The organism is Salinibius halmophilus (assembly GCF_003577475.1).
Lineage (GTDB): Bacteria > Pseudomonadota > Gammaproteobacteria > Pseudomonadales > Natronospirillaceae > Salinibius > Salinibius halmophilus.
Genome location: NZ_QPEP01000009.1, coordinates 92535 through 114235, shown reverse-complemented (window position 1 = coordinate 114235; position 21701 = coordinate 92535). Strand labels below are relative to the sequence as shown.

Sequence of the window (21701 nt, the reverse complement as noted above, 5' to 3'; positions counted from 1 at the left end):
AAAATGGTCATGAGCTCACTAGCAAGTTGGCTCAGGCTAGACGATCCATTTTCAGTTTGGTAGCTGTAAACAACCACCCGAACAAAATCAGTTCGTAAACAAACTAAGCCTATTTGTCATAGAAAGTTCGCAAACTTGTGTTGCGGCTATTGCAACCCCAACCAACTAGGTTAGCATGAAGGTCAGACTATGAGTGTGTTGGTTGGGGACAGTACTTTGAACATCTTAACTCTTTCACGTCCGGGCTTATTATCCACAGCTACGGAAGCGGCTATGCTCAGCGCCAGCATTCACTTTGACCAGATGTCTTTGTATGACGCGAGCGCTGAAGCGCTCAGTGAGAGAGTTGAAACCAGTCAACCAGACTATTTATTAATTTTAGGGGTTGAGCAAGACCCTGCCCACGCTCAGAGCAATGTTGAACATTGCGTTCACTTGGCCAAAACCTTCAACTTGCCCATTATCATGACTTCTTCTGACCGCGTATTTAATCGCCGCCAAGGCAAAGCATGGTTAGTCGATGAGCCAGTGCACCCCGAAGATGAAAAAGGCAAACAACTTTTGCATTGTGAGTCACTAGTGCAGTCGGTTGAGCAACATGTTTTGGTGCGATTTGGACCGCTATTTGGCCAAGGGCCGCGTGGGCGTATTGAGAAGCTCCTCTATGGTGAAATTGAAAGCTGGGATGCCGATGTACGCCGCTCTTTCACCGCGTCAGCCGATGCAGCACGCGTAGTGTTAGCTATGCTGCAACAGATTTCTTGCGGTGTTAAACCACCACTATGGGGCAGTTATCACTATGGCGGTGTTAGAGCAATGAGTGAGCTAGCTTTCGCTAGGCTGGTGCACGATGAAGCTAAGCTGATGCTGCCATCTCTTGAGCTGCCTGACGCACCTAACCTTCCAGACGGTGGCGAGCAAATGCGTCGCGACTTGAATACCGACAGCACCTTAAAAACTTTTGGTATCAAGCCACAGCCGGTGCGTAACTGGATTGTTCGTGAGCTGCGCACATTATTAGATGAGCAAATTAAAGCTGCCGAAGCAGAGAGTTAAGGCAGATCGGGGCCGTACTTAGCCGCTGCCTTTTCGAGCAAACTGTCGAACTCTTCCTGTGAGTGGTTTTCAACTTCCGCAAACCACTCTCGAATATCTCTACCGGATTGTAAATCTGGGTGGCGCGCCACGGATCGCAGAAAACTCTCGTAGTCTTTACCGGCATGAAAATAACCCGCTGGGCTAACAATGTAACGCGCAACAAATTTTTCGCAGTCGCGGCATTGCACATAAACCCTCTGATCACGATCGCGTTGCAAGATATTGCGCAAGTTTCGCGACCCACATGCCTGACACTTCTGAATGTGTATTTCCATAAATCCTCCGCTACAGCACCCACTGCAGATAGGTTGGTCCTAGTATTAGTAGCAGCAAGGTGCCAATGAGCGCAATGCCTAATCCGCCTCTCACTAGTTGCTTACTGGTTAAAACGCCAGAACTAAACGCAATGGCATTAGGTGGTGTACTGACAGGTAGCACCATGCCCAATGAACAGGACAAGGTAACCATTACCACTAACACGGCAACTTGCATAATTGGCAGTGGCAAGCTAATTACCACAGGAATCATAAGGCCTGCTGTGGCCGTGTTACTCATTACCACCGAAGCAATAGAGTTAATAACCACCACTAAGACAATTAGCACCGGGAATGCCAACCCAGTTGGCAAGAAGGCCACAAGCTCCTCCCCAAGCCCAGTTTCAACAACGGCCACCCCAAGCGCTAAGCCGCCTGCCACCATAAACAATACGTCCCACGAGAGTGAACGGAAGTCATCGGCAGTAAGCAGGCCGAACCAAAACGATGCAATAATGGGAAGCAGCGACACCATGCCTGTTGATAGGCCTATCTGCCCACCAAACAACCAGCCAAAAATTGTGACGGCAAAAATACCAATGACAAACTTCTGCTGGCCATCAAACTGGTCGAAATGTGTTTTGGTTAGCTCGATGCATTGCGTTTGACTTGGGTACATCCAAAGCAACAGGCGCCAAAGAATCACCAACAGCAAACTCATAAACGGCACAGCAAGCAACATCCAATGAGCAAAACTCAGTTGAATACCAATGCCATGTAAATAACTCAGCGCAATTGCATTTGGGGCAGTGCCGATTGGTGTGCCCATACCACCGAGGTTACAGGCAAATGGAATGGCCAAAATGATGGCGGTGCGATAATTATCTTGCGCCGGTAGCTGGCGGATAAGCGGCATACAGATGGCCAACATCATCGCAGTGGTGGCTGTGTTACTCATCCACATAGACAAGAAAGCGCCTGCAACAATGAGCGCAAGAATGATACGCTGCGGATTACCTTGTGAACGACGCAGCAGAAAGTGGGCAAAGTGAATATCTAGGTTGTATTTTTGCAGCAGCTGCGACAGTACAAAGCCTGCCAAGAACAACAATATGATTTGGCTAAAAAACGGCGCGAAAAAAATTTGCGTGTCGAAACTAGCTTTCTGCGCTGCCAATAAAGGTGATAGCCAAATGAGCTCCATGGCTAATATTAAGAAACTTACTACAAACAAGGGCACCCACTCGCTCACCCATAGCACTGCAGCCGTTAACACAATGATTGCAGCGGCGTTTTGCGCAGCATTGAGTCCAAACACAGAAAACGGCTGAAAGGCAGAAAAAACCAACATAAAAACTAGCCAAATAAGAGCTTTCAGCGACTTTCGATTAATGGTTTGGGTGGCCATATAGTCCTCTTGTAGCAGGCATGGAATACACAGTAGCTATTGCATGAACTTATTTCACTGGCTAGCGTGTTGCTAGTATGGCGCGCATTCTCACACTTTGAGCAATAAAAGCGCTGATCTTAATCATTTGGTTGCCTGTTGCTGAGAAGATTTTTCACGCTAAAGCCGCTATGCTCGAGCGATAACAAAATCGAGGGGTGTTATGCGTTTTTTAACCTGGGTTCTAAGCCTAATTGCCTTTACTTTATTGGCCGCTTATTTATTGGTATTTCAGTTAACAACAACTCAATTGCGCGCCATCGATCGCCCTACTACAGCAGATTTCACTCGCTCGCCAGATTTAGTACAGCAATTCGCCAATCCATCAGTCGAGCAGCTCAATATCACGACGGGCCAGCTTTGGTTGGCCAGTCAGGCAAACTTCGCGCGCCTTGGCATCAGTGTTAACCAAAGCTTTTTGGCTGCGCCAGAAAGACTGGTTTGGCAACTTGATTGGCCAGTCGATCAGCTTGGTGAGGGGCGCTACTTACCTGTCGACGTATGGGTTACCTCCACGTCCCAGTTTCCTTATTTAACCCTTGAGCAAATCAGCTTATCAGGCTGGCAACTACCAGATTTTGCTACCAATGCTATTGAACAAAGGTTGCTAGCCGAATTAGATAATCAGTGGGCCGCTTTGATTGAGACACGTGTAAAAGCTGTCGATATTCAACAAAATCAGCTGCAAATCATCATGCAAGGTATGTGATTTGCGTGCCAAAGATTGCCTCCATATAATGCTTTGGTCGCTAACGCCCATTGGGCATACAACAAGAGATGACAACTATGAGCTATCAGAATATTCCGGCTGGCAAAGATTTGCCTAACGACATTTACGTGGCGATTGAGATTCCGGCGAACGCCGACCCAATCAAGTACGAAATTGACAAAGACATGGATGCGCTGCTGGTTGATCGCTTCATGGCCACTCCTATGTTCTACCCTGCCAACTATGGCTATATTCCAAATACACTCGCAGACGATGGCGACGCGCTCGATGTTCTAGTGGTAACACCATACCCAGTACAGCCAGGCTCAGTGGTACGTTGCCGCCCAGTTGGGGTACTAGAAATGGAAGACGAAGCTGGCGAAGATGCCAAGCTCGTTGCCGTACCGCATAGCAAACTCACCAAGCTATACGATGACGTGCAAGATGTTGAAGACCTACCTGTATTATTGCGTGAGCAAATCCAGCACTTCTTTGAGAACTACAAAGACCTAGAAGCCGGCAAATGGGTGAAGGTACGTGGCTGGAAAGACGCAGCTACCGCGAGAGCAGCCATCGAAACTGCCGCTGCAGCCTATAAAGGCTAATCAGACCAACTAAAAAAGCTGCCTGTATCGGCAGCTTTTTTTTTGCACCACACTCAAGTGGCGCTTATTGATAATCAACCTTGTGCGGCGTTGAATAGCATAGAGGAGCGATTGCCAGTTCGACAAAACGCAAATACTTTCGCATCACTACCAATCAAAGCCTTTAACGGCTCAATGTGCACGGCGGCTTCGGCTGGATTGCTCATTGGCAAATAATGGAAGTTAATCCCTGCTGATTCGCACGCTGCCTGAATCTCGGTATGAGCTGGCTGGCCTGGCTCTTCACCGTCTGGTCGATTACACACGATGTCGGTAAACCCTTCACTTGCAAGCGCCGATACATGATCAGGCAAGATTTGCGGAGATACAGCGAATTTTTCGGTAATATAGGTTGCAGTCATTGTTCAACTCCATATGGGGTACATATTGGACTCTAGCACAAGCCAACGCAGAATTATCCACATAGATTGCGATTGCTTTTTTGCATCTGTGGAACAATTGGACGACCCTAGCTTAACCAATCACCCTTTGGCGGTTGGCGGCGCTAGCGCTCGCTCGGTGCTCACAACAGCTAACTACCCTGCTCGAGCATTTGGCGTGCGCTCGGCGATGCCGACATGGCAAGCAAAGCAAAAATGCCCACAACTGATCATCAAACCGGTACGTATGCAACGCTACCAGGAAGTGTCCAAGCAAGTCATGCAGTTGCTCAAAGATCATTGTGATCAATTTGAGCAGGTATCTATTGATGAGGCCTACCTTGACGTTAGCCATTATTACCAAGCATACGGTAGTGCAACAGACTTAGCGCTGTGGCTGCAATCTTTAGTGGCTCGAGAAGTAGGAATTACCGTGTCTGCTGGGGTTAGCCAAAACAAGCTGCTGGCAAAACTAGCGAGTGATTGGCGCAAGCCAGCAGGGGTTACCACCATATCACCTGCCAAGCAGCTTGAGTTTTTGCAAAACTTACCGGTAAAAAAATTTCCTGGCGTTGGCCCCAAAACTCAAACCCGCCTCGAACGAAAAGGCATAACGCTTTGCCAAGACGTTTGGCAAACCAGCATAGAGTCGCTCACTTTTCTTGGCAACTTCGCGACTCGACTAAAACAGATGAGCATTGGGGAAGATGATCGGCCGGTGCAAACTGAGCGACGCAGAAAGTCGGTGGGTGTTGAAAAAACGCTTCCGCAAAACCTCGAAGATCAAGACAGCATAACAGAGGTGGTGCTGGGCTTATTACCGCAAGCACGTCAGCGCTTAGCGGGTCGGCCGTTTAATCATTTAAGCGTTAAGCTCAAATTTGATGATTTTCAAGTCACCACAGCAACCAGCCAGTGCAGTCATTTTGATCAAGAAATTATCGCCGAACTTTGCCGTATTGCCTGGCAGCGCCAGCGCCGACCGGTTCGCTTGATTGGTCTTCAGTGTCAATTAACTCAAGGGCCTATTCAACTTCCGCTTTCGTGGTAAGCCTTTTATAATTTGCCCACAACAAGAGGGGTATATATGGCGTTTGAGCACAGCATTTCAGGCCTAACACGCGCAACACAATACTTTGCTAGCAGGGGCTGGACACCGGCAGCGGCGGGCAATTTTTCCCTGCGCAAAGAGGCAGAAATTTGGGTCAGCGAGTCTGGCGTTTATAAGGCTCAAATAAGTGAGTCCGATTTTATCGTCGTCGACGAACACGGCAAAGCTGTCGCGCAGCGCACACCATCAGCCGAGACCGAACTGCATTGCCAAATCTACCAACTACATCGCGATGTACAATGCGTGCTACACACCCACTCGGTTGCCAGCACAGTATTGTCTATGGCACTTGGCGCCATGGAATCATTGCCATTGCGTGGTTATGAAGTACTGAAAGCTTTCCCACATATCAGTAGTCACGAACAATCACTACTGCTACCAATATTTGAAAATAGTCAAACGATGGCTGATATCGCTCAAGCTTTTGCCAATTGGCGTTTGGCGCACCCAGAGTGCTGTGCGTATATTATACGCGGCCACGGAATTTATACTTGGGCGACCGACGTAGACACCTGTGTACGACAAATTGAGGCACTCGAATTTCTCCTTGAGTGCGAACTACAACGCTTACAACTGAAATAGGTGTACCATGACAACACTTACCGTTTTCGACGAATCAGGCAATGTGCAAGAGAAGCTTCAACAGGATGAGGCGATTACACAGTTTTTAACAGACCAAGGCGTGCTATTCGAACAGTGGATTACGCTGGCACCAGAAGCGCAAGACAGTGAAGCGCACATCTTCGAATCTTATCGCGCTGAAATTGACCGTATTTGTAAACGTGGTGGCTATCAAACAGTCGATGTTGTAAGCGTTAACGAAGACAGCCCAAATATTGCAGAACTGCGGGAAAAGTTTATCTCTGAGCATCGCCACAGCGAAGACGAAGTCAGATTTTTTGTGCGTGGCGAAGGCTTATTCTACCTCCATATAGATAACAAAGTAGTGGCCGTACATTGCGAAGCCGGCGACCTAATTGGCGTACCTGCCAACACGCCACATTGGTTTGATATGGGCCCAGAGCCTGACTTTGCGGCCATTCGCTTCTTCAACAACCCCGTTGGCTGGATTGCACACTACACAGGTAGTGATATTGCTGAACAGTACCCATACTTGGAGACGGCATGATTAAAGCAATATTAACCGATATAGAAGGCACCACGTCGTCTATCGAGTTCGTTGCCGATGTTTTGTTTCCGTATGCTAAGCAGCACCTAGCGCAATACGTTGGCCAGCATAGCGACGATACCGCCGTTGCTGGCATCCTTGCCGAAGCGGCAGCCCTAGCGAACATATCAAATGACGTAGAAAGTGTTGTTGAGCAACTGCTCGCTTGGATAGATGAAGATGTTAAGGCAACGCCCCTAAAGACCTTACAAGGGATGATCTGGCAACATGGTTATGAAAGCGGCGAGTTAAAAGGCCATATTTTTGCTGATGCCAGCGCAGCCATTCAAAAATGGGCGCAACATTACACCGTTGCGATTTACTCATCGGGTAGCGTGCAAGCTCAGCAATTATTGTTTAAACACAGCCAAGCCGGCGATCTAACGCCTTACCTAAGCCAGTATTTTGATACTAAAATCGGCCATAAGCGCGAAACTGAGAGTTATCAGAAAATCGCCGAAGCGCTTGCCCTTGCGCCAGATGAAATACTGTTTTTATCCGACGTGTGGCAAGAGTTAGAAGCGGCAAGAAATACAGGCGTGAATGTTTTAGGACTAAAAAGAGGCGTAAAAGATCACCCAACCGAATTTACTTGGGTGAACAATTTCGACGAAGTTGACCGCCTAATCAGTTAGGCAGTCAAACTTGTTAAGTAGCGCGTCATCTTGGTTGCTGCCGCGCTATGATCCCGCTCTGCTTCCACCATCAACTTCAATAGCATACCGTTAACAGCACCAAGCAGCGCCTCGGCCTGCAGTAAATCGCCGTCTAGGCGTTCAGCTAGCTTGGCTTCAATCAGGGCATATTGCTCCGACTGCAGCATTGACTGATCTATCCCCTGAGATGGCAACAATAAAAGTCTTAGCTTATCAGGGCGCGCTAGCCAGTAATTGCCGTAAGATGATAAGAAGCTTTTCGCCGACATATTGTCACTGTTGGCTAGCTCTTCTACTAATCCCTCAATTGGTTCAACCATCAACGCTTCGATGATCGCCTTCTTATTGCGGAAATAATAATAAATAGAAGGTGGCGCACATGGAATTGCTTCAGCAATACGTCGGATCGACACTGCATCCGCGCCGCGCTCTTCTAGGATTACTCGAGCACAATCTAAAATCAGTGACCGGCTAATCCTTTGGTTTCTAGTTGATATCTGTGCACTCATACTGATGAATTCCTATGTTTATACTACTATTTTCCTTGTAATTGCTTGGTAAAAAAAGCCGATCTCGACACAATTTGAACCAAACACCGGTTGGAAGCCCGAAAAAACTAGGCATAATTTATAGTAGTAGATAAATTCCATAGAGGAAGACGCATGACAAAAGTATTGGTTGTAGACGATTCAGCTAGCCAACTAGCTAGCCACCAGCGTGTACTTGAGTCGAATGGCTATGATGTCATAACGGCGAGGGATGGCAATGAAGGAGTAGCAGTTGCCGAGAAAGAGCTACCAGATTTAGTGTTAATGGATGTTGTCATGCCAGAAGTGAATGGCTTTCAAGCCACTCGCAAGCTGAGCCGTGGCGAACGCACCAAGCATATTCCGGTGATTATTGTCACCACAAAGGATCAACCGACCGACCGCGTATGGGCCCAGCGTCAAGGTGCTAAGGGCTATTTGGTTAAGCCTGTCGATGAGAACACCTTAATGGCAGAAGTACGTAAGTTTATTGCCTAGGTAATCGAGCAGCCAACAGGTTCTGAGTGACAATGACTAAGCGCTCAGCAACCTGCTGTTGACTAAACGGCAACATATCAACAACCTTAGTCATCGTAGTCGACAAATTAATCTCCCCTGCTTCGCTACTACCCACGCTTGCCAGCATTTGGTGTGCGCTATGATCGATCAAGCCAAGTGAAAATAATTCAGATGCCAATGCCGTTCGATCACGACGCGCCATACGCTGGACATCAAACTTGTCGGCCACATATTCAAACAATTTATCAAGCCCTGACAGTTGCACCTGGTCTAACCCAGCATCGGTTACCTCTTGTGAAGCATCTAGCGGCGCCGACGCATCCGTTCTTGCTAGGGCGGAGTGGTAACTGTTTATGGCGTGGGATTGAACAGCTATAGCCATGATTTTCTCTCAACAATCGTCTACTGACATAAGCATTTCAAAACACGTGCCAAAAAAAACCCCGCGAATGCGAGGTTTTTGCAGCCTGAAAGGCGATGGTTTGCCGCGATATTAGTCGTCGCGGAAATTCTTTTCCTGCATTTCTTGCCGCTGCTTTTCTTCAGCACAAAGCGTAGCTGTTGGGCGAGCCATTAAACGACGAACCCCAATTGGTTCCCCTGTTACTTCGCAAAAACCGAAATCACCGTCTTCAATACGTTTGAGCGCTTCTTTCAGCTTCGGTTCCAACTTAGTCAAGCGATCGATCATCCGTAACTGGAAGCGACGTTCTTCCTCAACCGCTGCTTTGTCTAACTCATCTGCTTCGTACTGCTGAGTACGAACCTGTTCTTTTGCATCATTAATTTGCTCGTGTGTTTCTTCGAGCTGCTGCACGATTAGGGCACGGAAGAATTCAAGCTGATCTTCATTCATGTATTCTTCTTCAGGTGCCGCTAGAATTTGTTCCACTGTCAGCATGATAACTCGCTTTCCTCGAACGCTTGATAAAAACCTTTGACTTGACGTATGTAGTATTCAAAGGGCAGGTCATGTTATATCATGCTCGCCACTTTTGGAAACGCTTTTGAAAAGGTAACCGCCAAATGAGCCGTGTACTACGTCTAGTTCTGGACTGCCCCGACCAAGTGGGCATCGTCGCCAAGGTATCCACTTTCCTTACGCAATATAATGGTACCATCGTCGAAGCCAATCACCATGCGGATCAGCAGAACGGCTGGTTCTTTATGCGTAATGAAATATTAGCTGATACTTTACCACTTTCCAAAGAAAAGCTATCGGAAGCCTTTGCGCCAATCGCTGATGATTTAAATATGACTTGGCGAATTACTGATTCTGATGAACCGAAAAAAGTCGTATTGATGGCTAGCAAAGAGTCTCACTGTTTGGCAGATATTCTGAATCGTTGGCATTCAGGTGACCTAAACTGTGAAATTGTTGGTGTTATTTCCAACCATGACGACTTGCGTGGTTTAGTAGAGTGGCATGGCATTAGATATCATCATGTGCCAGTGGATAAGGCTGATAAACAGCCTCACTTCGACGAAGTAACTCGAATAATAAATGAGTTAAAGGCAGACACCGTAGTACTTGCTCGGTATATGCAAATATTGCCAGAAGCCATTTGCCAGGCTATGCCAGGTCGAATCATCAATATTCACCACAGCTTTCTACCTTCTTTTGTTGGCGCAAAGCCTTATCACCAAGCGCATGAGCGCGGCGTAAAGTTGATTGGTGCTACTTGCCACTATGTCACGAAGGACCTAGATGCAGGCCCAATAATCGACCAAGACGTAGCACGGGTTACCCATAGGGAAGACCCAGTAGACATGGTTCGACGTGGCAAAGATGTTGAAAAGACGGTGCTCGCGCGCGGCTTGCGCTGGCATTTAGAAGACCGAGTGATTGTACACGGCAACAAAACGGTCGTATTTAGCTAAAAAAGGCGCCTCGGGCGCCTTTTTTAATGAATCTTAGAAGCGTGCTGTTAAACCAACGTATGCACCACCAATTGTGATGTCCGACTGTAAATCGGAAGTGTCTTGTCCTAACAGGCTATCAGAGATGGTCATATTAAACTGTCGCCAACCGGCTTCCACGCCAACTTTCACCAACAAGTTTGTTGGAAGAGGCGCATAGTAACGACCGTAAATATTATATTCGGTGATATTGTTTTCTTCGATGAAGATGGTTTTGAACTCACCACCCAAATTTAAACCAACCACTGGGATAGTGGCATCACCCGCTAAATACAACATAGGCAGGGGTAGCATTTGAGACGCAGAAATGTCGTCAACTTGCTGGTCGTTTAATTCTTTCGGCAAGTCAGCTTCAATACCTAAGTTAAAAACTCGGGCGTTCAAACCAAATTCAATGTCAACCACTGGCAAAAACGGGATACCCCAGAAAATAGTGGCATCGGTATGCGACAAATCTAATGTCGTCTGCACTTTTGATGCCGGTATGGTCTCACCCAAAAAATCAACTTGTTCAGTTAGTTCTTTTTCACCACTCAAGACTTGCGATTTATGATGTAAACGAACATTAGGCAATACTGGAATTGGATGCTCAAGGCTTCCGAACACATAAAAACCCGTTTGACCTTCTAATCCAAGATCGCTTTCAAGGTTAAAAGTGTCTCCTATGTTTGAATCACTTGCTAACGTTGGGAAATTCCCACCCGCACTGACGTCAATATTCAAACCCAACTTCGCCGAAGCTAACGGCGCCGACGCAACTAAAATGGCTGCAACCAACTTTTTCATTCCAGACTCCTTGCAGAGCCAGTCTCGGTAGATGTTTCGATAAACCAAGAATGGCTTTGACTATTTTTTAATATTGATCATTTACACCACGCCCAAGCGTAAATGCTAACTAACCCATACCCTAGTATATATTAGCGATACGGCAAGCAAATCCTCACTAACTAAAAGGCTACATTTCAGTTTCGATGAGAATTTCACTTAATATGTCGAACACTTGCGCCCGCAACTCTGGTTCTGGCTGTGTATTGTCGTAACGCCATACGCTGATCCGGGACTGGCTGCCAATATCGGCAAATGAAATGCGCAGACGCTGATCAAATCGGTTAAACCAGCTTGGGTTGCCTTCTAGTTGGAACGACTCACTTTGAATAGTCAGCAACGATCCACTGTCGTTCACTTCAACAATATTGATATCGTACTGCTCAATATTGTCTAGTAGCAAATTGAGCGCTTGTACTGCCGTCATATTTAGGTTTAACACCGGCACACCGTTGCCATCAATCACTTCACCGGGCTCAAGGTTCAACGCCACTTCACGAAGCTCAAGCTCAGGCGGTGTTGGCACAGCTAAATTTTCGGCTGGCGTTCTTGTGCCCTCAGGCAAATACAAAGCATTGTCACTGGCCGGCAGAACTTGCGGCGCTTGACCTTCTTGGTCAATCCAAGATAGATCTTTGCTCGCACAGGCGGTTAGAAAGATTGGCAGTGCTATAACTGTCCATCTCATCCTGCGACTCCTGAATCTTTCAAAGCTTGCATCACTTCTTCGTGGAAACATGCGTCCAGTTCAGTTAGAGGCAAACGAATACCTGGTGGAATCAAACCCATTTGATTGAGTGCCCATTTCACAGGGATTGGATTTGGTTCAACAAACAGTTTCTGGTGCAATGGTACCAGCAGCTGATCAAATCGCTCTGCCCGATCTCGATCCTCTTGCCTTGCTGCTGACACCATTTCAACCATGCCTTTCGGTGAAACGTTGGCTGTCACCGACACTGTGCCATGGCCGCCGGCAAGAAGAAATTCACAGGACGTCGCATCATCACCAGAAAGCTGTGCAAAGTCGGGGCCACAGGCTTCTAATGTAGGCTGCACACGGCTCACATCGCCGGTCGCATCTTTAATCCCAACAATGTTTTTGTGCTTAGCCAAAACCGCTACCGTCTCAACTGTCATATCAACAATCGTGCGACCCGGTACGTTATAAAGCAGGATTGGAATATCGACGGCATCAGCAATCGCTGTAAAATGAGCAATCAGGCCTTTTTGCGTTGGCTTATTATAGTAAGGCACTACTGAAAGCACAGCATCTGCACCATACTGCTTCGCATCTTTAGTAAGCTTGATTGCTTCAGCGGTTGAGTTACCGCCAGCGCCGGCAATTACAGGCACACGCCCAGCCACTTTTTCAACAGTGAAGCGGATAACCTGAGCATGCTCTTCAAAGCTAAGTGTTGCTGACTCACCAGTAGTACCGGCTGCCACAATCCCCTCAGTACCATTAAACACATGAAACTCAATCAACTGTTCGAGGGTCTGCCAGCAAATATCGCCAGCCGCCGTCATAGGGGTTACCAGTGCAACGGTACTACCTGTGATCATAAAAATACTCCATTGTGAGTTAAGCAATTAATGGTACTTGGCAGGTTTTATTCTAACAAGTAAAACGCCTGCCGAGCACGGCAAAAAGTCAGCAAACAGTCAGATTATGGTCAATACTTAGAACAGGCGTTACGAATAATGAAAGGCATGACTGTGGAAAATACCAAGGATCTTATTAGTGCTGCGGCAAACCATCCCGACATTGCCTCAGCCATTGAAAAAAATAAGTATTTATTGCTGTTCTTCTTCTCAAAAAGCCACACACCTAGATGCACCATTCAAAATCAAGACTTTGGCGCGCATTATGAGCAGTTCAGCCAATACAATACAGAAGTAATAGGTGTTTCTAGAGATCCAGTGCCAGTACTGAAGCAGTTCAAACAGGCACTGAGACTCCCGTTCACCCTAGCAGCCGATCCAGACTGCAGTTTGGCGCAGGCTTTCGGTGTGATCAAAACCAAACAGCTTGGTGGTAGTGAAATAACCAAGGTCAACCGATCTACCTTTTTACTATCGCCATGCGGAAAGCTGCTGCATGCATGGCAAGATGTAAATGTAAAAGGGCACGCCAAGCAAGTGCTGAGCGTGCTTGAGAGTTTAAACAAAGCTACTGCTTAGGCTTATGACTGGGCACCTTCATCAACGATTGGCTCCCGGTTACTTGGCCATGCATTGAAGGTTGCTTTCACTAACGTTGCAAGAGGGATGGCGAAGAACACACCCCAAAATCCCCAGACACCGCCGAAAAACAGTACGGCAATGATGATCGAGGCTGGATGCAAGCTGACCGCTTCAGAAAACAGTATTGGCACTAATACATTGCCATCTAATGCTTGCAATACCATGTAAGCAATGACAACACCGTAAAATTCAGGTGTTAAGCCAAATTGCAACAACGCCACTAGCGCAACCGGCAGCGATACCAATACAGCGCCAACATAGGGCACGAGCACCGACAAGCCAACGGCAATAGCTAAAAGTGCCGAGTACTCAAGGCCAAACAGTTTAAAAATTACTAAAGCACTAGCGCCAACGATTAAAATTTCGATCGCCTTACCACGCAGATAATTTGAGGCCTGCTGATCCATTTCGCGTGCAATATAATTCAAAACATTGCGTTTTTTCGGCAGTAATGCAGTAAATCCTTGCCAAAACAATGCACGGTCTTTTAAAAAGAAAAACACCAAAATTGGAATGATAATTAGGTAAACCGCGGCGGCTAAAATCGTGGTGATACTGGTAAAACTCAGTGTGACCGCTCTACTGATGACTGGGGTGATTTGTGCCCCTAAGTTGGTTAAATCTAATTGACCTAGCGCCTGATTAAGTTGCCAGTTACCAAACACTTCTGGGTACTGCCCTTGTAGGTACACGATGCCCTTTTCAATTTCACTCGCCATTTTTGGCACATCAGACAGCAAATTAAATAGCTGCTGCCAAATGAGCGGTACGACCACTAAGAAAGCTAAAACACAAATACCGAGGAATACCAGGGTTACAACACTCGTCGCCCACGTGATGGAAATGTACTTGCCTAGCCAGTCGACAATTGGGGCAAGGATGTAAGCAATTAGAATAGCAGCCAGTACTGGCATTAGGATGCTGCCAAACTGCCAAATAATGATTGCCATGACGGCAGCAAAAACGACCAGCACCACTGCTTCTTCATCGGCAAAATGGCGCTCATACCAACGCTTAAAGTAATCAATCATGCTACTTTTGTATCCTTATTATCACTGCACTCTGCTGCGTTTCGATGGCTAGCAGTTGATGCGCGGTTGTGGATAACCACTTGGGCACATCGTTTATGCTTTGTGGATCGTCAACGATTAACTGTACCTGATCGCCTTCACTTGCTTTGGCTAACCACTGCTTTAATTTTAGCAACGGCAATGGACAACGCATGCCCTTAGCTTCTAAAGTTGAACTAGATCTATTACTCATGAGAATGCTTATTTTGCGTTACCTAATTGTGACATGTTTACTGCTTATTGGCAGCATGAGTTCAGCCCAGCTACTCAGTTACCAGTTATCCGAAGCACAACAGGAAAAACTGACTAACATGTGGCAGCGCTCAATCAACGCCGCCAATGCCGACGCCTACCTTATTGTAGATGATTATTTGCAGCGCTTAACCAACCGGTTAGCGCAAGCATACGACCCACCACAGCCAGCACCAACTGTGCGCTTAATTGCCGATGACCGCTTTAATGCTTTTGCAGCACTGGGCAATTTTATGGGGATCAACGCTGGTCTAATAAAATCAGTTGAGACAGAAGCTCAGCTCGCAGCCATTATCGCCCATGAACTGGGTCATTTATACGCCCAACATAATGAACAGCAAATTACCCGCCAAGCAAGTGTACGCAATCAGAGCCTAGCTACCTTTGTTGCAGGGATGATTATTAGCACAGTTAATGCAGAAGCAGGCGCAGCCATTGCGGTAAGCGGACAAGCCATTGCAATGAATAAACTACTGGCCTATAGCCGCGCCAATGAACGCGAAGCCGATGCCATTGCACATGAGATTTTGGCCAACGCAGGCTACCCAAGCAACTCTCTTAACTTAGCCTTTCTGCATATGTCGGAGATCGGGCGCCTTAATGGCGAACCACCAGAATGGCTTTCGACGCACCCTAGCACTGATAGTCGACTAGCCGCCTCGTTAAGAGAGCGCTCTGACGATAACGTCGAACCATCTGGTGCAGGTCCACTGCGTTTTGTTCAACAAATACTCGCCGAACCCGAGCGTTTTCCTGATGAAGCCTTTGCACAGGCATTTCATCAACCGGCTAGTGAACAAAGGTTTATCGCACTATCTAGCGCCGCCAAGCCAATAGAGGAAGACGAAGCGAGAATTACTCAACTGGCAATGTTGAGCAGCGCTTGCGAAGCGCGTTTGCAAGTGTGCCCTTCTTTAGCGGAACTATGGTTGCAACTGCGGCCAAACGATCCTGTTATGCAGTTTGCCCTACTCGATTATTACGTTGCCACGGAAGCATGGCGCAAAGGGTTTGACATGCTCAACAAAGCCAAACAACAACTAGAACACCAACCAAAGTTTTGGCGCCATTATTCGGCCATTATGAGCAACCTAGGACGCCAAGACGATGCCGTTTTTGGTTATGCCCAACAACTTAATTGGCAAGGCGACTTGATAGGGGCCATAGATTATTTAGAGCGGCAAGCGAAGCGCCTAAACCGCCCTATCTATCAACAATGGGCAGAAGAACTTATACAGGCTAACGAGTTTGACTAGCAGCGAAATCCAGCATTCGGTCTAGCGGCTTTAGCGCCTTTGGAATCAACTCTGGCGCAACGAAAATCTCGTTTGAGCCTTGTTCAAGCGTTTTAGCCAGTAGGTCTAGCGTATTCATTGCCATCCACGGACAGTGTGCACAGCTACGACAGGTAGCACCGTTACCACCGGTTGGCGCCTCAATAAAAGTTTTCTTCGGCGAGGCCTGCTGCATTTTGTAGAAGATGCCACGATCGGTTGCCACAATGAATACTTGGTTATCCATGTCTTTACTGGCATTCAACAACTGCGTTGTTGACCCAACGACATCAGCTAGCTCAACAACTGCTGCTGGCGATTCTGGGTGCACTAATACCGCAGCGTCTGGATAGGCTGCTTTCAGCTGCTCAAGTTTCTGCGCCTTAAACTCTTCATGCACTATACAGCTGCCATTCCAAAGCATCATATCAGCGCCAGTTTGTTTGGCGATATAGCCCCCTAAGTGCTGGTCTGGCGCCCAAAGAATTTTCTCGCCATTGGCATGCAAGTGTTCAATGACATTCACCGCAATGCTTGACGTCACCACCCAATCGGCAATGGCTTTAACTTCCGCCGAAGTATTTGCGTAAACCACCAGGGTTCTATCGGGGTTGTCGGCTTTCATTTTCGCCAGTGCTTTCGGGTCACAGCCCAAATCTAGCGAACAGGTTGCCTCGAGCGTTGGCATCAGCACACGCTTGTTTGGCGCTAAAATTTTCGCCGTTTCCCCCATGAACTTAACACCAGCAACAATCAAGGTGTCGGCTTCACAGTCGCGACCAAAACGCGCCATTTCCAGCGAGTCGCCAATAAAACCACCAGAGCGCTCGGCTAAAGCTTGCATTAGCGTATCGGTATAATAATGCGCTACAAGTGTTGCGTTATGCTTGGCTAGCAAAGCCGTCATTTCATCCAATTTGGCGTCGCGTTCAGCCCCCGACAAGGGCGCCTCGACCTGCGTAGCCGGTACATTAAAGTCGGTATGTTCAAGAGAGATAATATGCGTCATGAAAACGTCACGTGTTTGCCCAGATAATTGGTTATCTTACCATATCTACGACTTATTGATGATCATGGAGCGAGGAATTTGCAACTGTTTACAGCTGAATCGACATTAGGCTGTGATATATCAACTGAAACGAAAAACGCCGCTACAATGTAGCGGCGTTTCTCAAAAATGGTGGGTCGTATAGGATTCGAACCTATGACCAATTGGTTAAAAGCCAACTGCTCTACCAACTGAGCTAACGACCCTCAACTGGATTTTTTCAATTTTAAACTAACCAATTAAAATGTCAAGCAAATCAATAAGTTAGGTGGTTGGTGGGTCGTATAGGATTCGAACCTATGACCAATTGGTTAAAAGCCAACTGCTCTACCAACTGAGCTAACGACCCCCAACGAGGTGCGCATTATAGGGAGAACTATTTTTAGTGCAACCCTTTTTTGCAAAAAAATTAAAAATAATTCGTAGGGTCTTCAACGCCGGCTTGTTCAAAGCCAAGCTGACGTAAATGACAGCTGTCACAGGTGCCGCATGCGCGCCCTTGTGCATCGGCTTGATAGCACGACACCGTCATGGCGTAGTCGAGACCAAGCGCACTGCCTTGGCGGATAATTTCAGCCTTAGTGAGTGACTGCAACGGCGCAACAATATTAAATCCATTGCCTTGCACCCCAGCTTTGGTTGCCAAGTTCGCCATCGTCTCAAAGGCAGAAATAAATTCTGGTCGACAATCTGGATAACCTGAATAATCCACCGCATTCACACCAACATAAATATCTTGGGCATTGATTACTTCGGCGTAACCCAAGGCAATCGAAAGAAAGACTGTATTGCGCGCAGGCACATAGGTTACAGGAATGCCGCCGGCGCCTTCGTCAGCACTTGGCACTGCTGTATTGGTGTCGGTTAGTGCCGAGCCACCAAACTCACCAATCGAGAGCCTTACCACCTTATGTGCTGCCACACCGTACGCTTCAGAGAGTTTTTCTGCCGCTAACAGTTCAGCTTTGTGGCGCTGGCCATAGTCAAAACTCATCGTATGAATTTCGTCGTAGCCTTTGCTGTCTGCAATGGCTAAACAGGTGGCTGAATCTAAGCCACCTGAGAGAAGTACAACCGCTTTGCTCATTGCAGTTTACGCTCCGCTAATCTTGCCGCTTGCGAGTCTGGAAACTCAGTGATTAAGGTTGAGAACCAGCTACGTGCTAATTCTTCATCGCCTAAGGCCTGATAGACCACACCCAACTTATACATCGCGTCAGGCGTTTTATTATTCACCGGATAACCATCTACCACTTGGCTAAACGACACCAAGGCAGCTTCCCAATCCGGCACCAACGACTGCACCTCACCCAACCAATAGTAGGCATTTGGCGCAAGCTCATGGCTTGGGTACTGCACAACAAAGGCTTCAAAAGCAGAAATTGCACCGTCAATGTCACGCTCACTAATAAGGTTGCGGGCATCTTGGTATAGCTGCTCAGGCGATTGAGCTGTTGGCGCTGTGGTCGACTCTGGGCTCATCTCGGTAGCAGAACCACCACCTAGCTGAGACTGAACCACATCACTAATGCGGCCATCTAGCTCGATATAACGCTCACGATTTTCTTCGCGCAGTTGGCGTACTTCAAACATTAACTCTTCAACCTGACCACGCAATTCAGATAACTCTTGGCGCAAACGCTGGTTTTCGAAGAATATTTCTTCCACCATGCTGTTTGCCGCTTGCGGTGCAGGTGTACCTGAACGGGTGACTGGCTGTGAGTTAACAATTTGGGCATTGCCCATAACAAAAGTGCTGCCAACGAGGGCAGCACTTACTAGGATTGCTTTTTTCAGCATAACTCAAATTACCATGCTAGGTAACGAACCTCTACACGACGGTTCAATGCGTGGTCAGTGCTCACAGGACGCTCTTCACCGAAGCTAGTCACTTCAATTTGGTCGTCTTTAACGCCTTTCAGCTTCATGAAAGACTCAACCGCTTGTGCACGACGCTCACCTAGGGCAACGTTGTATTCACGTGTACCGCGCTCATCAGCGTGGCCTTCTAGGCTTACTGTTGCGCCAGTGTTCGCTAGCAGGTAGCCAACGTGAGCGTTCAATGTTTGACGTGCATCGCTGCGGATAGTCGACTGGTCGAAGTCGAAGTATACAGTTGAGTTCTCAACCAGGAAGTCGCGCTCTTGCTGGGCCCAGTCGGTCATGTCTTCTTCGACCATTTCAACCATTTCTTCAGCTTCTTCTACAACCGGCTCAACCACTTCTACGGTTTCAGTTGCAGTGTTTTCTGCTGTATCAACTGTGTTGCTGTCGTCGCTACCAGTACCACCACAAGCTGCCAATGAAACAGCGGCTGCCAGTGTGGCAATTTGCATCAGTCTAGCTTTGCTCATTGCTAATTTCCTATTTTTCTTGGTTTATAAATTGGGGCCTGAACATTAATCACCACGGTATGGCGACCAAGCTGGCTCGCGAACATCTCCGTCCACGACAGGCATTGTGCTGCGCACTTGGCCATCCACCGAGACCCAGGCAAGCACACCCTTTCCTTGTTGCTTAGTACCATATACTAGCATACTGCCATTTGGCGCCAAACTTGGCGATTCGTCAAGTGTTGTTGCGGTTAATATTCGCGTTTGCCTTGATGCCATGTTCATTGCAGCAATATTAAAATTATCACCGCCCTTACCATGAACATAGACAATATACTGACCATCGGCACTAAATTGTGCTCTGGCATTGTAATTACCTTCAAACGTTATGCGCTCAGCCCGCCCGCCTGTTGCACGGACCATGTACAGCTGTGGCATACCGCCTCGGTCTGAGGTAAACACAATTTGACGACCGTTTTGTGACCATGCAGCTTCCGTATCAATACCCCAGTGATCGGTTAACTGTTGCACACGGCCACTGCGAAGGTCTTTCACGTAAATATTAGGGTTACCATCTTGAGAGTTAGTAAAAGCGAGTTTTGAACCATCTGGCGAAAAGGCCGGCGCACCATTGATGCCCTTAAACTGAATTTCATTAGTCACTCGCCCACTGGCTAGATCCAGCATATCAATGCGAGAACGGCCAACTTCATCAAAGGTAACAAATGCTATCTTTTTGCTATCTGGTGACCACTTTGGCGAAATAATTGGCATCGGCGTGCGATGCGCCACCACTGCATTGGCCCCATCATAGTCAGCAACTTCTAGTCGATACTCAGTGCTGCGGCCACGTTGTGATTTAACAATATAGGCCAGCTTGGTTGAAAAAATGCCGCGAGTACCTGTGATGTGCTCATATATTTCGTCACTCATCCGGTGTGCAACCGCACGCATGGCATTAGGCTGGGCATAGTATGTTTTTGGCGTTATGGCGCGTTGACCGGTGAATACGTCGAATAACTCCATCGTCATTCGCAAACGACCATTGTCGTTATCGACTCGACCAATGACGATGTAGTCTTGGTTCAGCGCGCGCCAATCACGCATTACTATAGATTCTTGCTGGCTTGGCAAGCCTGGCATTGCGGTACGCGATAGTGATTTAAAACGACCACTAAGCTCTAAGTCATTGGCAATGACCTGACTCATCGATTCCGGCAACTGCTGGCCCGTTGAGTTTAAAAACGGTACCACCGCTATATTGGTTGGGGAGTCAACACCACGGGTAATTTTAATGGTGATTCGCGACGCCGCCGAGGCGGTCATCGCAAGCACTAACAAGCCAATTATTATTGTTCTTAGCTGTTTCAAAATAGATCCTCCGGATCAAATAGCAGATTTAAGCTGCGAAAATTCTGCTCAAACATATTCGGGTCTTTCGGTACCGAAAATCGGGTTACCGACTCCACTGCGGTAATGGCCGAACGATCAAATAAACGATCACCACTGGATTGCAATATCGATACGTTACGCAGTTCGCCTGTTGGTAGCAAATCGATCAGAAGCAGCACCTGCATATCATTATTCGCCGAGGCTGGGCGGCGCCATTGGCGTTGAATTTGCATTCGTATACCCGCCACAAAGCTTTCTACCTCTGAAGCCTGACGACTCGCTTGCGCCTGCTGGGCTTGCTCATTGGCGGCTTGCTCGGCTTCTAAACGGGATTGCATCTCGGCTAGACGCTGCTCGCGCAATTCTGCTAGGCGTTGCTGCTCAGCCTCTATTCGCCTCTCTCGGTCACGTTGTTCTTGCTCGCGTTCACGTTGCTCTTGCTCGGCTTGGCGCTCAGCTGCCTCTTGTGCTTCGCGCTCTTTGCGCGCCTGCTCCTCGCGCTGGCGACGTTCGGCTTCGCGCTGGCGTTGCGCTTCGGCTTCACGCCGTTGCTGTGCTTCACGTTCGCGCCGCTCTGCCTCTTGTTTTTCTTTTAGTGCTAGCTCTGCTGCCCTATCTTGCTCGGGCGCTGGTTCAGGTTCTGGCGCCGGTTGTTGCACAGGCTGAGGTTCAGGTTGCGGAGCCGGAGGCAGTTCAACCCATTCAATCGCCGGGCTAGATAAATCAAACTCTTTCACTGCCGGCGACACATCAAACGTCCATACCAGCACAATGGCAACAACAATGTGCAACAGCAATGCTTGAATGGTCGGCCATATCAATCGCATCAA

Annotated in this window: 28 protein-coding genes and 2 tRNA genes; 11 read left to right on the top strand and 19 right to left on the bottom strand. The window is 47.7% G+C overall.

The features are described from left to right. Positions 1 to 216: 216 nt before the first annotated feature. Positions 217 to 1056 (top strand): sugar nucleotide-binding protein, encoded by an 840-nt coding sequence (locus DUW71_RS11620; protein ID WP_158584027.1) that lies wholly within the window; start codon positions 217 to 219, stop codon positions 1054 to 1056. Here the strand turns inward: DUW71_RS11620 and DUW71_RS11615 are convergent. Both DUW71_RS11615 and DUW71_RS11610 read right to left on the bottom strand, forming a co-directional pair. After that, positions 1053 to 1373 (bottom strand): hypothetical protein, encoded by a 321-nt coding sequence (locus DUW71_RS11615; protein WP_119395421.1) that lies wholly within the window; start codon positions 1371 to 1373, stop codon positions 1053 to 1055. The two genes, DUW71_RS11620 and DUW71_RS11615, sit on opposite strands and share 4 nt — an antisense overlap. Positions 1374 to 1383: 10 nt before the next feature. Continuing rightward, positions 1384 to 2760 carry an SLC13 family permease gene (locus DUW71_RS11610; protein WP_119395420.1) on the bottom strand — a complete coding sequence of 459 codons (1377 nt, stop codon included), beginning with the start codon at positions 2758 to 2760 and terminating at the stop codon, positions 1384 to 1386. A gap of 202 nt (positions 2761 to 2962) precedes the next feature. Between DUW71_RS11610 and DUW71_RS11605 the strand changes: the two genes are divergently transcribed. Together DUW71_RS11605 and ppa are read left to right on the top strand one after the other, a co-directional pair. Then, entirely contained in the window at positions 2963 to 3508 is a 546-nt protein-coding gene (locus DUW71_RS11605; protein ID WP_119395419.1) for a hypothetical protein, read from the top strand. Between the two features lie 77 nt (positions 3509 to 3585). Next, on the top strand, positions 3586 to 4113 hold the full coding sequence (gene ppa / locus DUW71_RS11600) for an inorganic diphosphatase (protein ID WP_119395418.1): 528 nt from the start codon (positions 3586 to 3588) through the stop codon (positions 4111 to 4113). Positions 4114 to 4187: 74 nt separating this feature from the next. Here ppa and DUW71_RS11595 read toward each other — a convergent pair whose 3' ends face one another. Further along, complete coding sequence (locus DUW71_RS11595) at positions 4188 to 4514, bottom strand: TIGR01244 family sulfur transferase (protein ID WP_119395417.1); 327 nt, start codon at positions 4512 to 4514, stop codon at positions 4188 to 4190. A gap of 13 nt (positions 4515 to 4527) precedes the next feature. On the opposite strand from DUW71_RS11595, the gene dinB reads away from it, so the two are divergent. From dinB to mtnC, 4 genes are read left to right on the top strand one after another with little or no spacing between them, the layout of a single operon-like run. Continuing rightward, positions 4528 to 5583 (top strand): DNA polymerase IV, encoded by a 1056-nt coding sequence (gene dinB, locus DUW71_RS11590; protein WP_119395416.1) that lies wholly within the window; start codon positions 4528 to 4530, stop codon positions 5581 to 5583. Positions 5584 to 5619: 36 nt separating this feature from the next. Further along, the gene (locus DUW71_RS11585; protein WP_119395415.1) at positions 5620 to 6225 is read left to right on the top strand and encodes a methylthioribulose 1-phosphate dehydratase; all 606 of its coding nucleotides are present in this window, start codon (positions 5620 to 5622) and stop codon (positions 6223 to 6225) included. A 7-nt stretch (positions 6226 to 6232) separates the two neighbouring features. Then, positions 6233 to 6772, top strand: a complete 540-nt coding sequence (locus DUW71_RS11580; RefSeq protein ID WP_119395414.1) for a 1,2-dihydroxy-3-keto-5-methylthiopentene dioxygenase — start codon at positions 6233 to 6235, stop codon at positions 6770 to 6772. Continuing rightward, entirely contained in the window at positions 6769 to 7446 is a 678-nt protein-coding gene (gene mtnC / locus DUW71_RS11575) for an acireductone synthase (protein ID WP_119395413.1), read from the top strand. Before DUW71_RS11580 ends, mtnC begins: the two co-directional genes overlap by 4 nt. On the opposite strand, the gene DUW71_RS11570 is transcribed toward mtnC, so the two are convergent. After that, a complete protein-coding gene (locus DUW71_RS11570; RefSeq protein WP_119395412.1) occupies positions 7443 to 7976 on the bottom strand; it encodes a TetR/AcrR family transcriptional regulator in 534 nt (177 codons plus the stop codon). The two genes, mtnC and DUW71_RS11570, sit on opposite strands and share 4 nt — an antisense overlap. 153 nt (positions 7977 to 8129) lie before the next feature. On the opposite strand from DUW71_RS11570, the gene DUW71_RS11565 reads away from it, so the two are divergent. Further along, positions 8130 to 8492 carry a response regulator gene (locus DUW71_RS11565; protein ID WP_119395411.1) on the top strand — a complete coding sequence of 121 codons (363 nt, stop codon included), beginning with the start codon at positions 8130 to 8132 and terminating at the stop codon, positions 8490 to 8492. Here DUW71_RS11565 and DUW71_RS11560 read toward each other — a convergent pair. Together DUW71_RS11560 and DUW71_RS11555 are read right to left on the bottom strand one after the other, a co-directional pair. After that, entirely contained in the window at positions 8482 to 8895 is a 414-nt protein-coding gene (locus tag DUW71_RS11560) for a hypothetical protein (RefSeq protein ID WP_119395410.1), read from the bottom strand. The two genes, DUW71_RS11565 and DUW71_RS11560, sit on opposite strands and share 11 nt — an antisense overlap. A gap of 111 nt (positions 8896 to 9006) precedes the next feature. Next, on the bottom strand, positions 9007 to 9414 hold the full coding sequence (locus tag DUW71_RS11555; RefSeq protein ID WP_119395409.1) for a TraR/DksA C4-type zinc finger protein: 408 nt from the start codon (positions 9412 to 9414) through the stop codon (positions 9007 to 9009). A gap of 125 nt (positions 9415 to 9539) precedes the next feature. Between DUW71_RS11555 and purU the strand changes: the two genes are divergently transcribed. Further along, positions 9540 to 10394 (top strand): formyltetrahydrofolate deformylase, encoded by an 855-nt coding sequence (gene purU / locus DUW71_RS11550; RefSeq protein WP_119395408.1) that lies wholly within the window; start codon positions 9540 to 9542, stop codon positions 10392 to 10394. Positions 10395 to 10427: 33 nt separating this feature from the next. On the opposite strand, the gene DUW71_RS11545 is transcribed toward purU, so the two are convergent. The 3 genes from DUW71_RS11545 to dapA all read right to left on the bottom strand — a co-directional run bounded on the left by DUW71_RS11545 (position 10428) and on the right by dapA (position 12821). Then, on the bottom strand, positions 10428 to 11219 hold the full coding sequence (locus DUW71_RS11545) for a TIGR04219 family outer membrane beta-barrel protein (RefSeq protein ID WP_119395407.1): 792 nt from the start codon (positions 11217 to 11219) through the stop codon (positions 10428 to 10430). A gap of 169 nt (positions 11220 to 11388) precedes the next feature. Continuing rightward, positions 11389 to 11946, bottom strand: coding sequence for a hypothetical protein (locus tag DUW71_RS11540; protein WP_119395406.1), 558 nt, complete (start codon positions 11944 to 11946; stop codon positions 11389 to 11391). Beyond that, positions 11943 to 12821 carry a 4-hydroxy-tetrahydrodipicolinate synthase gene (dapA, locus tag DUW71_RS11535; RefSeq protein WP_119395405.1) on the bottom strand — a complete coding sequence of 293 codons (879 nt, stop codon included), beginning with the start codon at positions 12819 to 12821 and terminating at the stop codon, positions 11943 to 11945. The genes DUW71_RS11540 and dapA overlap by 4 nt, the downstream gene beginning before the upstream one ends. Before the next feature lie 138 nt (positions 12822 to 12959). On the opposite strand from dapA, the gene DUW71_RS11530 reads away from it, so the two are divergent. Then, positions 12960 to 13439, top strand: a complete 480-nt coding sequence (locus DUW71_RS11530; protein ID WP_119395404.1) for a peroxiredoxin — start codon at positions 12960 to 12962, stop codon at positions 13437 to 13439. 2 nt (positions 13440 to 13441) lie between these two features. Here DUW71_RS11530 and DUW71_RS11525 read toward each other — a convergent pair whose 3' ends face one another. Continuing rightward, on the bottom strand, positions 13442 to 14533 hold the full coding sequence (locus tag DUW71_RS11525) for an AI-2E family transporter (RefSeq protein WP_119395403.1): 1092 nt from the start codon (positions 14531 to 14533) through the stop codon (positions 13442 to 13444). A gap of 1 nt (position 14534) precedes the next feature. Next, positions 14535 to 14726, bottom strand: a complete 192-nt coding sequence (locus DUW71_RS11520) for a sulfurtransferase TusA family protein (protein WP_199671211.1) — start codon at positions 14724 to 14726, stop codon at positions 14535 to 14537. Between DUW71_RS11520 and DUW71_RS11515 the strand changes: the two genes are divergently transcribed. Beyond that, complete coding sequence (locus tag DUW71_RS11515; RefSeq protein WP_119395401.1) at positions 14725 to 16080, top strand: M48 family metallopeptidase; 1356 nt, start codon at positions 14725 to 14727, stop codon at positions 16078 to 16080. The genes DUW71_RS11520 and DUW71_RS11515 overlap by 2 nt on opposite strands. Here the strand turns inward: DUW71_RS11515 and nadA are convergent. The 8 genes from nadA to tolA form a co-directional block, all read right to left on the bottom strand. After that, positions 16064 to 17107: a quinolinate synthase NadA gene (gene nadA, locus DUW71_RS11510; RefSeq protein ID WP_119395400.1), complete on the bottom strand. Its 1044-nt coding sequence runs from the start codon at positions 17105 to 17107 to the stop codon at positions 16064 to 16066. The two genes, DUW71_RS11515 and nadA, sit on opposite strands and share 17 nt — an antisense overlap. Before the next feature lie 169 nt (positions 17108 to 17276). After that, positions 17277 to 17352: transfer RNA gene (locus tag DUW71_RS11505), tRNA-Lys, on the bottom strand. 67 nt (positions 17353 to 17419) lie between these two features. Then, positions 17420 to 17495: transfer RNA gene (locus DUW71_RS11500), tRNA-Lys, on the bottom strand. Positions 17496 to 17555: 60 nt separating this feature from the next. Continuing rightward, a complete protein-coding gene (queC, locus tag DUW71_RS11495) occupies positions 17556 to 18233 on the bottom strand; it encodes a 7-cyano-7-deazaguanine synthase QueC (protein WP_119395399.1) in 678 nt (225 codons plus the stop codon). Continuing rightward, positions 18230 to 18946 (bottom strand): tol-pal system protein YbgF, encoded by a 717-nt coding sequence (gene ybgF, locus DUW71_RS11490; protein ID WP_119395398.1) that lies wholly within the window; start codon positions 18944 to 18946, stop codon positions 18230 to 18232. The genes queC and ybgF overlap by 4 nt, the downstream gene beginning before the upstream one ends. Before the next feature lie 8 nt (positions 18947 to 18954). Continuing rightward, on the bottom strand, positions 18955 to 19500 hold the full coding sequence (locus tag DUW71_RS11485; RefSeq protein ID WP_233546114.1) for an OmpA family protein: 546 nt from the start codon (positions 19498 to 19500) through the stop codon (positions 18955 to 18957). Positions 19501 to 19545: 45 nt separating this feature from the next. Next, entirely contained in the window at positions 19546 to 20850 is a 1305-nt protein-coding gene (gene tolB / locus DUW71_RS11480) for a Tol-Pal system beta propeller repeat protein TolB (protein WP_119395397.1), read from the bottom strand. Continuing rightward, complete coding sequence (gene tolA, locus DUW71_RS11475) at positions 20847 to 21698, bottom strand: cell envelope integrity protein TolA (protein WP_119395396.1); 852 nt, start codon at positions 21696 to 21698, stop codon at positions 20847 to 20849. The genes tolB and tolA overlap by 4 nt, the downstream gene beginning before the upstream one ends. Between the last annotated feature and the right edge of the window lie 3 nt (positions 21699 to 21701).